Raw genomic sequence first — 14429 nt, 5'->3', positions numbered from 1 at the left:
GGCGCTCCTGCGCGAGCTTGGCGCCGTCGTACCCTCTGCCTTGGCCGGCACGACGCGCGGGTGGATGGACCGCGGCGCGGCCGTCCTGCACGTGGTCGACGACGGCCGGGTGCTTGGGGCGGTCAGCCTCGAGGACGCGGTGCGGGCAGAGTCGCGCCAGGCCGTAGCTGCCCTGCAGAAGCGCGGCGTCAAGGTGGGCATGATCACCGGCGACGCCCGGCAGGTGGCCCAGGCTGTGGCTGCCGACCTGAACATCGACGAGGTGTTCGCCGAAGTCCTGCCTGCGGACAAGGACAAGAAGGTAGCCGAGCTGCAAGCCCGGGGGTTGAAGGTAGCCATGGTGGGCGACGGCGTCAACGACTCGCCGGCGCTGGCCCGTGCGGAGGTGGGCATCGCGATTGGTGCGGGTACGGACGTGGCCATGGAATCGGCAGGTGTGGTGCTGGCGGGAAACGACCCGCGCGCGGTGCTGTCGATGGTGGACCTGTCGCGGGCGAGCTACCGGAAGATGTGGCAGAACCTGGTGTGGGCCACCGGCTACAACATCCTGTCTGTGCCCTTGGCTGCCGGCGTCCTTGCTTTCGCCGGGGTGGTGCTCTCCCCGGCCGCCGGCGCCGTGCTGATGTCCGTGTCCACTATCGTGGTGGCTTTGAACGCCCAGCTGCTGCGGAGGGTGCGCCTCAACCCGTCCGAGCTACGTTGAAACCAACGCCCCATCACCTCCCGCAACCAAAACCCCAACGCGCCATCACCTACCGCAACCAAAACCCAACGCTTTTTCATATCCACCAGAAGGACCCATTGCCATGAAGATCAGCACGTTCGCCGTCGCCGCAGTCCTCGCCGCCTCGCTTGGCCTTGCTGGCTGCGCTGCCGGCACCGGGACCGCCGGCGGCAGCAGCACCCACGGCGCGGATCACGGCAGCCCGAGCGCGACGTCAAGCATGATGCCGGACGCCAACGCCGACCATAATCAAGCCGACATCACGTTCGCGCAGATGATGATTCCCCACCACGCGCAGGCGGTTGAGATGAGCGACATCGTTCTGGCGAAATCGGACCTGCCGGCGGAAGTTGCCGCGCTGGCCACCAGGATCAAGGATGCCCAGGCGCCCGAAATCGAGGCGATGACCGGATGGCTGAAGAGCTGGAATGCGCCCGTTGCGGCGCCGGACCACTCCGGGCACGGCATGGCCGGCATGGTGGACGCCGAAGGCCTCGACAAACTCAAGGCGGCTCAGGGCCCCGGGGCCGCGAAGCTCTTTATGGAACAGATGACCGGACACCACGAAGGCGCCGTGGAGATGGCCCAGCAGGAGATCGGCGCGGGCAAGCATCCGGAGGCAGTCCAGCTAGCACGCGACATTGTCACAGCCCAGGAAGCGGAAATCGCTGAGATGAAGCAGCTCCTGGCCGGGCTCTGAACTCCCCGCTCGACGCTCTCTCACCTATCGCACGACGGGTGGGAGAGCGTCTCAGGTTGGGGCACGCCCCCGCGGTAAAGCGCCGCCACTTTTCACGTGTTCGGGAAGGATTCCCACCCCGACCAAACGTGCCGTGAGGCGGCGCAGCAGGGGTGAAGCGGCCCGGAGCAGCAGGACGAGCCAACGTGGTGCAACGCGGCTTCCGGCGGTCGCCCTGAAAAGTACCCTGTGTCCGTTGCGCTGCAGCAGCTGCATGACCTTGACGGGCCGCTCCCGACGCCGCTGCACCGCCGCGAGTTTCCCGACCGGCGCCGTTCCCTGAACGAGGTCCTGGGCGATGGCGTTGGACAGTGCGACGGCGTCCTGGATGGCGAAGTTCACTCCGACGCCGAACATCGGGGACATCGCATGGGCAGCGTCACCAATCGCGATGAACCCGGGACGGTACCAGCGCCGCAGCCGGTTGATTTGGACGGAGAGGAGCTTGATCTGTTCCCAGTCCGTGAGCGTGGTGACGACGGGGCGCAGGACAGGTGCAGCGTCGCTGATCCGCTTTTGAAGGGCGTCGAGTCCTGCCCCTCGAAGCTCGTCGAAGCCGCCCTTTTGGATGACCATGCCGGACTGATACCTGTCGCCTCGGTCAATGGTAAGGACCATCCCTTGAGTAGATATGTACCCGAGGGTTGCGGGTGGAGGGTTTGGCGGCTTGGGCAGGTTGAACCACAGCACGTCGATGGGCACACCGAAATCATCGGGAGTCAGCCCGGCAGCGGTACGCAAGGCAGAACTGCGTCCGTCGGCAGCAACGGTGAGTGGCGCACGGATCTCCAGCCCGCCGTCGGACGTTACCGCCCGGACACCGCGCACCTGGTCCTGCTCGAGGATGAGTCCGCTCACCTCGGTGAGCATGCGCAGCTCGAAGTTGGGGAATGCCGCGGCCTCGCCGGCGAGGAAGTTCAGGAAGTCCCACTGCGGGGCGAAGACGAGGAAGTTGTCGGGACCCGGGAGGGTGCCGAAGTCGACCAGGGTGAAGCGCTGGCCGTCGAGAACGGCGTCCATGGTGGGCAACCGGGTGAGAGGCAGTTGCAGGAACTTATCGCGCAGCCCGAGTTCGCCGAGCAGGGTCACGGTGGACGGATGCACCGTGTCGCCGCGAAAGTCGCGCAAGAAGTCACCGTGTTTCTCGAGCACTGTGACGCGCAGGCCGCTGCGTGCGAGCAGATAGCCGAGCACCATTCCTGCCGGCCCGCCGCCTGCGATCACGCAGTCCCGTTCGATAACGCGTTCCACAGTCATATCATCGTGGCCCTTCGCGAAAGGTGATAGAGCGTCCGGGAAAAACCTGCAGAAGGTGATGGAGCGTCGGGGTGGGGAGGCCGCCGTCGGGCTGTTGCGTGTTAAGTTGAAAAGCACGGAGGCACCGGCTGGAAAGAGAAATCTCCCTTGGACTCACCCGCACCAGTAAGAATCCTGACCGTCTGCACGGGCAACATCTGCCGGTCCCCTGTGGCTGAACGGCTCCTGCAGGCGGGGCTCAACCAGGTGCTGCCGGGCGCTTTCGAGGTGGCCAGCGCAGGGACCCGTGCCATGGTGGGCGACCCCATGCAGCCGATCTCCGCAGACATTGTGCGCACGTTCGGCGGCAATTCCGAGAACTTCGCCGCCCGCCAGCTGACGCCGAAGATCCTGCGCGGTGTGGACCTGGTGCTCACCATGACCTCGGGACACCGCGGCGAAGTGCTGCAGCTTGACGCGTCGCTCCTCAAAAGGACCTTCACCATCCGCGAGTTTGCCCGGATGCTTGACGTCCTCGACCAGCGCGCTGCCGCTGCCGAGGGCAGGGAACCGGAGTTAGGAACGCCTGACGACGGCGACCCGCTGGCAGCCAACCACACTTTCTGGCGGGGCTTGCCGGCTTGGGCGGCCGCTGTGCGCCATCTGTCGCTGCCGGCGGACCCGGCCGAGAACGACATCATCGATCCCTACCGCCGGGCGCCGGAGGTGTACCGGCAGATGGAGGACGAACTCGCGCCTGCCATCGTGTCCATCCTGCGCCACGCACGCCTCAACGCTCCCGTTCGCGGGACGCGTGCGGGTTCGCTGTAGCGTTACGGCGAGCCGGGCACCTTTCCGGCGACTTCGACGACGGCGCCCCGCCTGACCTGCCAGCCCCGCCGCCGTCGTTCGGCCGCGCCCGCCTGACCCGCCTGTCAACGTCGTGATGCCGCGGTGGAAAATCCTGCGGGATTTCTGCGGATTCCCCTGATGTATCGCGGTTCCGCCGTTGCTAACTTCGGGGATGGGCAGCCACTTACGGCCAGCGCATGGTGCTGCCGGAACCCCGACTTAATCGAAAACATCCCGCAGATGACAGTTTGGACACGTATGTAGCCAGCGGGGGTCCGGCGGGCGGACACTGATCCCACCATCCCACAATGAGGTGAGGCACAATGAGCACGCCAGCCGGTTCTGAACCATCCGGTACCAACCCCTCCGACCCCCATCCGCATGGCCTGCTCGCGAACGGACGGCGGCGGTGGATCGCCGCACTGCTGGCACTCGTCCTTGTGGTGGTCGCCGCCGTCGCGGTCATCAGCCTCAACCGAGCCGGCGCGGAGGCGCAGCCCGCAGCGGTGCAGACCGAAATCCCGTCGCCCACGCCCTCCGAAACACCGTCAGAAACTACACCTCCTCCCCCGCCTCCTCCCCCGCCACCTCCTCCACCCATTCCGGAGCATCCGGCCGTACCCATGAACGTGTTGGTAATCGGCAGCGACATGCGGGGCGTCGCGAGGGATGCTGCAGCACATACGGCAGCGACCGGACAGCCCATGGACCATCGTTCAGACGCCCTCATGCTTGTCCACGTTCCTGCTGACCGCCGGACCTTGTACATCGTCTCCATCAACAGGGATATGTGGGTGGACATCCCAGGCTTCGGCGGGGGGAAGATCAACGCCGGCCTGCAGTACGGCGGCATCGACATGACCACGCAAACGGTGCAGCAGCTGTTCGGGATCACTATCCACCACACCCTGATGCTGGACTTCGGCGGCCTCAAGCTCATGGTGGACGGGCTGGGCGGCATCGACGTCAACGTGCCCGTCCCGTTCCAGTCGACGCACGATACAGGGCACGTGTTCGGTCCGGGCGTGAACCACCTGGACGGCCAGGCTGCGCTGGAATTCTCGCGGGAGCGGTACGCGTTCGTGGACGGCGACTTGCAGCGGGTGCGCAACCAGCAGATTCTGCTGCGCGCCGTCCTGGCCCGCCTCACCGCCGGCGGCATATTGAATGATGTGACAGCGGTAAGGAGTTTGGTGGACTTCGCGTCCTGCTGCCTCACTGTGAACAAGGGTTTTGACCCGGTGCAGGCGGCCATCCTCGCCTACAGCCTGCGCAACCTGGACGCGAATGCCATTGAAACCATGACCTTGCCGACCGCCGGCTCCGGGTTCATCGCGGGCCAGTCCGTATTGTTCCCTGATTACGGTGCCATCAACGCCGTAGGGGCCGCGCTGCGCGAGGGCCGGATCGGGGACTTCGCGGCCGTGCCGTAGGGCGGGCGGAACGCGAACGGCGGCGCCATGTTCACCTAGGTGCCGCCGCCGGAGCGGTAGCAGTGCCGGTGGCAGCCGCGCCTGCCCGCCCGGCGTCAGGATGTAGAACTTTCGTATCCCGCCGCCGTCCGCTTTTCTCCCCCTGCTTACTTTCGTTCGTTTACTTTCCCTGCTCCTTGGGTACGCCGCTGGTAATGTTCCTGCATTCGGCAAGGCACACGGACGGGGTGATTCTTGTGAAAGAGGATGGGCTGACTGAGGCTGTCCAGGAAGCCGGGGCGGTGGAGCTGATCCTGATCCGCCACGGTGAGAGCGAAGGCAACGTGGCCGCAACTGATGCGCGGCTGGCGGGGGCCGAGGTCATCGAGGTGCCCGCCCGGGATGCTGACGTGAACCTGTCCGGCACAGGGCAGGAACAGTCAAAGGCCCTGGGCGCGGCGCTGGCACGGATCGCGGAGGACCTCCGGCCTGATGCCGTGGTCTCCTCGCCCTACGCCCGCGCGCGCCAGACGGCCGAAATCGCCGTTGAGGCCGCGGGCTGGCCCCTGCAAGTGCGGACGGATGAACGGCTGCGGGACCGCGAACTTGGCATCCTGGACCGGCTGACCCGCCGGGGCGTCGAAAATCGCTTTCCGGAAGAGGCAGAGCGCCGCGAGTGGCTGGGCAAGATGTACTACCGGCCGCCAGGCGGCGAATCCTGGGCTGATGTGGCGCTGAGGCTGCGGTCTGTCCTGGATGAACTGAACAACCTCAGCACGGGGCACCGGGTGATGCTGGTCTGCCACGATGCCGTGATCCTGCTGTTCCGGTATGTGCTCGAAGGAATGACGGAGCGGGAAATCCTGGACCTCGCGGCAAGCACGTCGGTGCTTAATGCCTCCCTGACCCGGTACGTGCGACCGTCGGGCGAGGGGCCCTGGACTTTGGAGAGTTTCAACGTGGCAGACCACCTTACCGAGCAGGGCGTCGCCGTCACCGAACACGCAGGGGATGCCAGTGTCCACCCAAAGTGAGTCCGTTGCCGCCGCTTCACCTACCCTTGTGACGCCGTCGCTGCTGCGCGACTGGCCGCTGCCGGCGCCGGGCGAGGACAAGTACTCGCGCGGCTCGGTGCTGGTCATCGGCGGTGCACGGGCGACGCCCGGTGCGGCACTGCTGGCAGGTACTGCTTCGCTGCGGGCCGGCGCCGGAAAGCTCACCCTTGCCGTAGCGGAATCCGTCGCCATGCAGCTCGGTGTAGCACTGCCGGAATGCGGGGCCATGGGACTCCCGGAGACCGCAGAGGGGTCCGTGACCGGCGAAGGACTGGATCGGATTTCTTCCTACCTCGACCGTGCCGATGCCATCCTGGTGGGCCCCGGGCTGGACGACCCGGACCTTGCCGAGAATCTGCTGCGGGCACTGTTGGAGCGGGAAGGGGGCGGCTCCGGTAATTCAGGCTCCGGTGAGGGAAATGCGGGAGGTGGCCCCGCCGTCGTGCTTGATGCCTATGCCCTGGGCGGCCTGGTGAAGGTGGCGGACCGGCTGGACCCGTGGAAGGGACGGATGATCCTGACCCCGAACCCCAAGGAGGCGGCTATCCTGCTGGGCCGGGAGGTGGAGGACCTGACGGCGGATGTTGCTGAGATTGCCGATAAGTTCCAGGCCGTAGTGAGCTGCCAGGGCTTCATCGCCCGGCCCTCCGGCGGAGACGCTCCGGAGGAATCCGAGCTCTGGAAGATGACCACTGGCTACGGCGGGCTGGGGACGTCGGGCAGCGGGGACGTCCTGGCCGGGGCGATCGCGGGTCTGCGGGCGCGGGGAACCACCAGCGCGCAGGCGGCATGCTGGGGCACGCATCTTCATGCCGCAGCAGCCGACAGGCTTGCCAGCAGGCTGGGCCCCCTCGGTTTCCTCGCCCGCGAACTGGCCGACGAATTGCCCGCATTGATGCTGGAGCTGAACACTTAAACCCCACCCTGGATGGTCGCAGCCCCGGGCGCTGGACGCCCCGTGCGTGGATGCCTCTGGGCGTGGATGCCTCTGGGCGTGGGATGGCCCCCGGCCGAAGCCGGGGGCCACCGTATCGGGAAGTTCAGGCCTCACCTGCCGATGCGCGAAAGGCGCTGTGGCGTGCTCAGAATGGCTATCCGCCCCAAGAGGCAGTCAACAATCAATACCCGACGTCCCGATCCTTGTTGGCGACTAGGCGGAAATTTCCTGCTTTGCCCCCTTGGTCTCAATCTCGATTTTGCGCGGCTTAGCCTTTTCGGCGACAGGAATCCGCAGAGTCAGGACACCGGCGTCGTACGAAGCCTTCACGTTGTCAGTGTCCAGCGTGTCCCCGAGCATCAGCTGGCGGCTGAACACGCCGCGCGGCCGCTCGGAGGCGATCAACTCGGTGTCCTTGCCTGCAGGTTCGGGACGCTCCGCCCGCACCGTCAGGACATTCCGTTCCACATCCAGATCCACTGAATCCGGGGTGACGCCGGGCAGATCAAAGGCGACTACAAAGTCCTGGCCTTCACGCCATGCGTCCATCGGCATTGCTGCCGGACGCGCTGCCGTGCCGAGGACCTGCTGGGCCAGCCTGTCCAGCTCGCGGAACGGATCGGTTCGCATCAACATGGCTTCCCTCCTCGTAAGAGACGGTCCAACACCTGTTTTGGTACCAGCCGATCTGTATTGGCTGATATAGATTTTTTAGCACCAGCCCAACAGATTCGCAAGCGGTTTTTGCAAAGAATTTCTACTGCGTTCGGGCGGGTGCAGCAGGAACGGCGAAGGGGCCTTCGCGGCGTGCGAAGGCCCTTTCAGCGCTGTGTATTGGCTGTTCTAGCTGCGGGTGGGGTCTGGCCGGAGCGGCGCGGGACCCGGGTCCGGGACGGGCAGTGGACCGGGCGGCGCCGGCGTCGGGAATGGATTAGGTCCGGGATGGCCGGGCTGGGTGGGATCAGGCTGGTCCGGGCCCGGTTCCGGCGGGAACGGCTCGGGCTCGTGCACTGGCGGGATGGTCATAAACTTCCCCTCTCACGCTGGGCGGATGTGCCTTAGCGTGAACAGGATACGCCTGCCGCCAAAAGCCCACTAGGGCGCCACTTCACCTGGATCTCTGCGGGAGGTGATGGCGCGTCGGAGGTGGCGGCGGTGGGGGGTTATCGTCCGGTAGCGAACGGCCGCTTCATTGTCGGTCCGGGTCTATATATTGAACTCATGACCCAGACTCCGCTGCAGGATTCCGCCAGCACCGCCGCCACCACGCCGCCCACTCCCCCGGTGGCCAAGAAGATCCCCTCCGAGCGCATCCACCACGGAGATACCTTCGTAGACCACTACGAGTGGCTGCGGAACAAGGAATCCGACGAGGTTGTGGAGCACCTGAAGGCTGAGAATGCCTACCAGGAAGCGGTCACTGCGCATCAGGAGCCGCTGCGCGAGGCGATTTTCCAGGAGATCAAAGGCCGCACGCAGGAGACAGATCTGTCCGTCCCCCACCGCAAGGACGGCTGGTGGTACTTCAGCCGCTCCGTGGAAGGCAAGGAGTACGGCATCCAGTGCCGGGTGCGCGCCCAGAACACCGGAAACCCCGTTGCGGACTGGACTCCCCCTGCAGTGGAGCCCGGCGTCGAAATTCCGGGCGAGGAGGTCCTGCTCGACGGCAACATCGAAGCCGAGGGGAAGCCGTTTTTCTCGGTGGGCGGCACGGCCGTGACGGTGGACGGCAACCTCTATGCGTACGCCGTGGACAACGCAGGCGATGAACGCTTCACCCTGCGCATCAAGGACCTCCGGACCGGCGACCTGTTGCCGGACGTCATCGAGAACATCTTCTACGGCGTCGCCTTCTCCCCCGACGGCACCCGCATCTTCTACACAGTGGTGGACGACTCCTGGCGCCCCTACCAGGTCAAGGCCCACACCCTTGGAACACCCGTCACCGAGGACGTGGTGATCTACCAGGAAGACGACGTCGCCATGTGGCTGGGCTTCGAGCTTTCCGCCGACCGCCGCTACCTCGTGCTGGGCATCGGCTGCTCCGAGTACAGCGAGACGCGCCTGCTCCGGTTCGATGACCCGGCCCAGGAGCTCACCACCGTGATCTCACGGGATGAGCGCGTGCTCTACGAGGCCGAACCGGTCCTGCTGCCCGGCCCGGACGGCATGAAGACGGAACGCATCCTCCTCACGCACAACCGCGGCGCCATCAACTCCATGGTCTCGCTGGCGGACCCGGCCGAGCTTCGCAAGCCGCTCGCCGAGCAGCGCTGGGACACCGTCGTCGAACATTCCGACGACGTCCGCGTCAACGGTGCGGGCGTCACCTCCACACACCTCATCGTCTCCATCCGCAAGGACACCATCGAGCGGGTCCAGGTCATGGGGCTGGCAGGCCTGGGGACGGAGGCCCAGGAGGCGCCGGTGGAGCCCGCGTTCGACGAGGAGCTGTACACCGCGGGAGTTGGCGGTTCGGACTACGAGGCGCCGGTGATCCGGCTCGGCTACACGTCCTACTTCACGCCGTCGCGGGTTTACGACTTCGTCCTGCCCACCCCCGGGCAGCCCGCCGGCGAGCTGCTCCTTCGGAAGGAAAGCCCAGTCCTGGGCGGCTACGACGGCAACGACTACGTGGCCACGCGCGAATGGGCCGAGGCCAGGGACGGCACGCGGATCCCGCTTTCGGTGCTGCGCCACAAGGCCGTGAAGCAGGATTCGACGGCGGCCGGCCTGGTGTACGGTTACGGCTCCTACGAGCTGAGCATGGACCCGGGCTTCGGCATCGCGCGCCTGTCCCTGCTGGACCGTGGCGTGGTGTTCGTGATCGCACATATCCGTGGCGGCGGCGAGCTCGGCCGGCACTGGTATGAGAGCGGCAAGAAACTGGCGAAGAAGAACACCTTCACGGATTTCGTGGATGCCACGGACTGGCTGGCGCATTCCGGCTGGGTGGACCCGTCCCGGATCGCGGCCCTCGGTGGCTCGGCCGGCGGACTGTTGATGGGTGCCGTGGCCAACATGGCTCCTGAAAAGTACGCCGCGATCGTGGCTCAGGTGCCGTTCGTGGACGCCCTCACCACCATCCTGGACCCGGAACTGCCGCTGTCAGCCCTCGAGTGGGAGGAATGGGGCAACCCGATCACGGACCCCGAGGTCTATGCCTACATGAAGTCGTACTCCCCCTATGAGAACGTGAGCCCTGCCCGGTACCCGAAGATCGCCGCGGTGACGTCCTTTAACGACACCCGGGTGCTGTACGTGGAGCCGGCAAAGTGGGTGCAGCAGCTGCGGAACAGGACCACCGGGTCCGAGCCGGTGGTGATGAAGATCGAGATGGACGGCGGCCATGGCGGCGCGTCCGGCCGCTACGTCCAGTGGCGCGAACGGGCCTGGGACTACGCCTTCATCGCCGACTCCCTCGGCGCCACGGAACTGCTGCCGGGAGCCGGCCTGAAGTAGGACTCAAGGGTACGACGGCGGGCCCGTCCCGCCGTCGTTGTCCGCCGTTGCCCCGCCAAAGTGCCGGAACGTCAGGACTGCGGGTGTTCAGCCAGCCACTCTGCAAGGGTTTCGAGGTTGGCGCGGACGGTCCGCCCCTGGGCGCGTTCCACCAGGGAGTCGGCCAGTTTGCCAAAGACGCCGCCCAGGCCGGACCCGGCATCGATTCGCTGGGTCAGGCGGGTGCCGCCGTCGGACGGTTCCAGGGTGAGCGTTACGGTGAAGTCCAGCTTGCCTTCAACGGAGCGGGACACCATCCGCCGGGGCGGGTCGAATTCGATGATCTCGGTTGTCCAGTCGAACTGCTTTCCCATGATTTTGCTGGTTCCCCGCCCACGGGCGCCCACCCCGAGGGGGCCGCCGCCCATCTGCTCGGACGCGGTGACCGAGGAATCGTAGACGGCGATGTTTTCGAACTTGGAGAGGAAGTCAAAGACTTCCTGCGGCGGCCGGGCAATAACAACACTTTCTTCTACAACAGGCACTGAGTTCTCCTTTGAAGGGCACCTGGTGCCGGCACGGCTCTGCCGGCAGGAAGGCAGGCACAGCGACAGATTGGACCCTCCGCCAGCCGGAGTCAATGCCCTGCCACTAGGGCTGAACGGTGCGGGAAGGGAAGCGGCGCATGCCCCCTGGAACCGGCGTGACCAGCGATAACACGTCCCGCCGTGGGACCCGGCTGTACTAAAAAATGCTCATCATGCTTACTATTGTCTGGCGCTGGCTGCCCGCTGGGGGCAGGCCACCCCGGCGCCGAATCTGGAGGTTTGCGTGAGCATGGAACAGGAAATGCGTCCCCTGACCGACGATGAACTGATGTCAGAGCAAGCAACAGCCCTGCCGGACAAGGAAGTTGCCTCTGTCCTTGACCTGAACGCGGACCTGGACCTGGGCATCGATGCTGCAGCACCCATCGACCTTGCCGTGGCGGCCAACGCCAACGTGGCCGCACCGATCGACGCCGCAGCCTCCGCAAACATCCTCTCCTACGGTTCGGACGCGCAGGCACTGGCGGACCAGGGCGTCATGATCGAACAGGGCATCGTGGCCGACGCGAACGCCGAATCCACTCAAGACAGCACCATCAACCAAGGCAACGACACCATTGACGGCGGCGGCACCACGGCGGGCACCGGAACCACTGAACCGGGCACCGTTGCGGGAACGGCCGACGCCGGGAGCCTCCTCCCCGACGGAACGGCCACCGACGGCGTCGTACCCGAGGACGGCCTGGGCGGCACCCTGCCCGACGTCGGCGCACTGCCGGTGGATCCCGCCGCCGCACTGGACGGGGACCTGCTCAACGTCAACGTTGACCTCGCGGCCGACGCCGACATCGCCGCACCCATCAACGGCGCAGTGGCCGCGAACGCAAACGTCGCCGCCCCGATCGACGCCGCCGTCGCCGCGAACATCGGATCCATCGACAGCCAGGCCTACGCGGTGGCCGAGCAGGACGCCATCATCTCGCAGCACATCGAGGGCGAAGCCAACGCCTCCGCGGACCAGCAGTCCAACCTCGAGCAGTAAGCACAGATGACCCACGCCACCGGCGGGCCGCGCCCTGAGGCCGGCCCGCCGTCGTCCCCTGCCTCCCTTGCCGAGCACCCGCTGCAGGTTCCCTCCCGTGCTTTCGGCGTCCAGCTCTTGGGGCAGTCCGAGGGGTCGGGTTACCGGGAGCCGCCTTCCCTGGTCCGCCGCGCGGACGGCCAGACCCTGCAGCTGACCCGGCTGCTGTACCTGGTGCTGGAAGCTGCGGACGGAAACCGGAGCGTGGAGGAGATCGCGCAGCACGCCACGGCGGGTTCCGGACGGCTCATCAGCGCGGACAACGTGCGCACGCTGATGGACTCCCAGCTGCTGTCGATGGGACTGCTCCGCCTGGCCGATGGTTCCGAGCCGGAAGTCCGGAAGGCAGACCCGCTGCTGGGCATGCGCTTCCGCTACACAGTGACCGACACGGAACGCACGCGGAAAATCACGGCACCCTTCGCGGTGCTTTTCAGTCCGCTGATCGTCGTGGCCGTGACGGCCGCCTTCCTGGCTGCCTGTTGGTGGGTGCTGATGGTGAAGGGTCTCGGCTCGGCCACCCACGAGGCGTTCGCCAACCCGGCACTGCTGCTGCTGATTTTTGCCATCACCATCCTTTCAGCCGGTTTCCACGAGTTTGGACATGCCGCAGCCGCGCGCAAAGGCGGCGCAACACCCGGCGCCATGGGCATGGGTCTCTACCTCGTCTGGCCGGCGTTCTTCACCGACGTCACCGATTCGTACCGGCTGGGCCGCGGCGGCCGGCTGCGCACAGATCTTGGCGGCCTCTACTTCAACGCGATTGTTGCAGTGGCGATCATGGGGCTGTGGTGGGCCACCGGCTTTGATGCCCTGCTGCTGGTGGTGGTCACCCAGATCCTGCAGATGGTCCGGCAGTTGCTCCCCCTGGTGAGGTTCGACGGTTACCACATCCTGGCTGACGCCACCGGAGTACCCGACCTGTTCCAGCGCATTAAGCCCACCCTCCTGGGCCTGCTGCCCTGGCATTGGGGAAAACCGGAAAACAAGGTGCTCAAGCCCTGGGCCCGGGCCGTGGTGAGTGTGTGGGTGCTTGTGACCGTGCCGCTGCTGCTGTTCAGTTTGGCAATGATGGTGCTCGCCCTGCCGCGGCTGCTGGCCACCGCTTGGAGCAGTGCCGCGAGGCAGCAGGAACTGTTCGCCGAAAGCCTTTCCGCCGGTGATCCGGCGGGCGCCGCGGTCCGGGTCCTGGCCATCGCGGCCGTGGCCCTTCCCCTGCTGGGCATGCTTTACATCCTGCTGCGGCTGCTGAGGCAGCTGGTCAGCGGGCTCTGGCAGAAGAGCCGCGGAAACGCCCTGCAGCGCACGGCCGCCATGGGTGTTGTGGCGGCGCTGCTCGCCGGGCTCGGCTGGGCTTGGTGGCCCGACGGCGGGACGTACCGTCCGGTGCAGCCGTATGAACGCGGCACGCTGGCGGATGCAACAACGTCGATCTTCCCTGTTGCGGACACCGTTTTGCGGGAAGGCAGCAGCGGAAGGACCGTGGCGCTGTGGCCCGAAGGTGCCGCTATGCCTACCCGGGAGAACCCGCAATTGAGCATGGTGCTGGTGCCGGCGGAGGCTTCGCCCGGCTCCGGCCCGGCATCATCCCCATCCGCTTCTCCAGCTGCGGCTGCCCCGCCGTCGTGGGTCTTCCCGTTCGACCGGCCAGCGGCGCCTGCGCAGGACGGCAACCAGGCCCTGGCCGTGAACACCACCGACGGTTCCGTCACCTACAGTGTGGCCTTCGCGCTGGTGTGGGCCGAGGACGGGGATCCCGTTGACACCAGGAACGAGGCGTACGCCTTTGCCAACTGCACCGGCTGCGCAGCGGTGGCGGTGGGCTTCCAGGTGGTCCTCATCGTGGGCCAGGCGGACGTGATCGTCCCGGAGAACCTCTCGGCCGCAGCCAACTACAACTGCCTCGAGTGCCTCACCTTTGCGCTGGCCAGCCAACTGGTCCTCACCCTGGATGGTCCGCTTAGCGAATCCAGCATGGCGCAACTGACGGCCTTGTGGGCAGAAATTGCCGAGTACGGCCGGAACATCCAGAACGTGCCGCTCTCGGAAATCCAGGGCCGGCTCGCCGCGTTCAAAGACCAGATCACGGCCATCGTCCAGGCCAACCCACGTGCCACCCAGGGCTCCACGCAAGCCGTCACGCCTGGTCCAACCGACGGACCGGGCGCAACATCGGTCCCCACAACTCCAGCTGTGCCGGCTACACCCGCCCCAAGTTCACCCGGAACGGGGGCCCAGGCACCTGCTCCGGCAGGAACCTGGGCCGCAACCGCACCGGCGACGCAGCCCGTCCCCGGCTACGCACCGCCGTCGTACGCGCCCGTTGAGACGCCGGTCCCAACAGCGGATACTGGGGGCACGGCCCCCGTTGTGGAGCCCCTACCCACCGCAAATCCCAGCTAGG

General features: G+C 66.4%; 12 protein-coding genes. 9 read left to right on the top strand and 3 right to left on the bottom strand.

The annotated features are described in order from the left end of the window. Positions 1-703 (top strand): HAD-IC family P-type ATPase (locus tag AC5RV1_RS08835; RefSeq protein ID WP_493994227.1); only part of this gene is annotated, 703 nt, incomplete at its 5' end. Between the two features lie 103 nt (positions 704-806). Beyond that, positions 807-1424, top strand: a complete 618-nt coding sequence (locus AC5RV1_RS08830) for a DUF305 domain-containing protein (RefSeq protein ID WP_493994226.1) — start codon at positions 807-809, stop codon at positions 1422-1424. A 51-nt stretch (positions 1425-1475) separates the two neighbouring features. On the opposite strand, the gene AC5RV1_RS08825 is transcribed toward AC5RV1_RS08830, so the two are convergent. Continuing rightward, entirely contained in the window at positions 1476-2720 is a 1245-nt protein-coding gene (locus AC5RV1_RS08825; protein WP_493994225.1) for an FAD-dependent oxidoreductase, read from the bottom strand. A gap of 147 nt (positions 2721-2867) precedes the next feature. Between AC5RV1_RS08825 and AC5RV1_RS08820 the strand changes: the two genes are divergently transcribed. From AC5RV1_RS08820 to AC5RV1_RS08805, 4 genes are all read left to right on the top strand, one after another. After that, positions 2868-3530 carry an arsenate reductase/protein-tyrosine-phosphatase family protein gene (locus AC5RV1_RS08820; protein WP_493994224.1) on the top strand — a complete coding sequence of 221 codons (663 nt, stop codon included), beginning with the start codon at positions 2868-2870 and terminating at the stop codon, positions 3528-3530. Positions 3531-3874: 344 nt separating this feature from the next. After that, positions 3875-4984 (top strand): LCP family protein, encoded by a 1110-nt coding sequence (locus tag AC5RV1_RS08815; protein ID WP_493994223.1) that lies wholly within the window; start codon positions 3875-3877, stop codon positions 4982-4984. A gap of 227 nt (positions 4985-5211) precedes the next feature. After that, on the top strand, positions 5212-5997 hold the full coding sequence (locus AC5RV1_RS08810) for a histidine phosphatase family protein (protein WP_493994222.1): 786 nt from the start codon (positions 5212-5214) through the stop codon (positions 5995-5997). Then, on the top strand, positions 5975-6934 hold the full coding sequence (locus AC5RV1_RS08805) for an NAD(P)H-hydrate dehydratase (protein ID WP_493994221.1): 960 nt from the start codon (positions 5975-5977) through the stop codon (positions 6932-6934). Before AC5RV1_RS08810 ends, AC5RV1_RS08805 begins: the two co-directional genes overlap by 23 nt. A gap of 234 nt (positions 6935-7168) precedes the next feature. Here the strand turns inward: AC5RV1_RS08805 and AC5RV1_RS08800 are convergent, their stop codons facing one another. After that, positions 7169-7591: an Hsp20/alpha crystallin family protein gene (locus tag AC5RV1_RS08800; RefSeq protein ID WP_163168041.1), complete on the bottom strand. Its 423-nt coding sequence runs from the start codon at positions 7589-7591 to the stop codon at positions 7169-7171. Positions 7592-8176: 585 nt separating this feature from the next. Here AC5RV1_RS08800 and AC5RV1_RS08795 point away from each other — a divergent pair. Further along, positions 8177-10417 (top strand): S9 family peptidase, encoded by a 2241-nt coding sequence (locus tag AC5RV1_RS08795; RefSeq protein WP_493994220.1) that lies wholly within the window; start codon positions 8177-8179, stop codon positions 10415-10417. Between the two features lie 71 nt (positions 10418-10488). On the opposite strand, the gene AC5RV1_RS08790 is transcribed toward AC5RV1_RS08795, so the two are convergent. Next, positions 10489-10941, bottom strand: coding sequence for an SRPBCC family protein (locus AC5RV1_RS08790; RefSeq protein WP_493994219.1), 453 nt, complete (start codon positions 10939-10941; stop codon positions 10489-10491). A 292-nt stretch (positions 10942-11233) separates the two neighbouring features. Between AC5RV1_RS08790 and AC5RV1_RS08785 the strand changes: the two genes are divergently transcribed. Continuing rightward, complete coding sequence (locus AC5RV1_RS08785) at positions 11234-11986, top strand: peptidoglycan-binding protein (RefSeq protein WP_493994230.1); 753 nt, start codon at positions 11234-11236, stop codon at positions 11984-11986. A gap of 6 nt (positions 11987-11992) precedes the next feature. Further along, positions 11993-14428 carry a zinc metalloprotease gene (locus tag AC5RV1_RS08780; protein ID WP_493994218.1) on the top strand — a complete coding sequence of 812 codons (2436 nt, stop codon included), beginning with the start codon at positions 11993-11995 and terminating at the stop codon, positions 14426-14428. Position 14429 lies beyond the last annotated feature (1 nt).

Source organism: Arthrobacter sp. Hb9-2 (assembly GCF_059091165.1).
The sequence above is the reverse complement of the archived record's forward strand: the minus strand, read 5'-3'. Positions and strand labels throughout refer to the sequence as shown.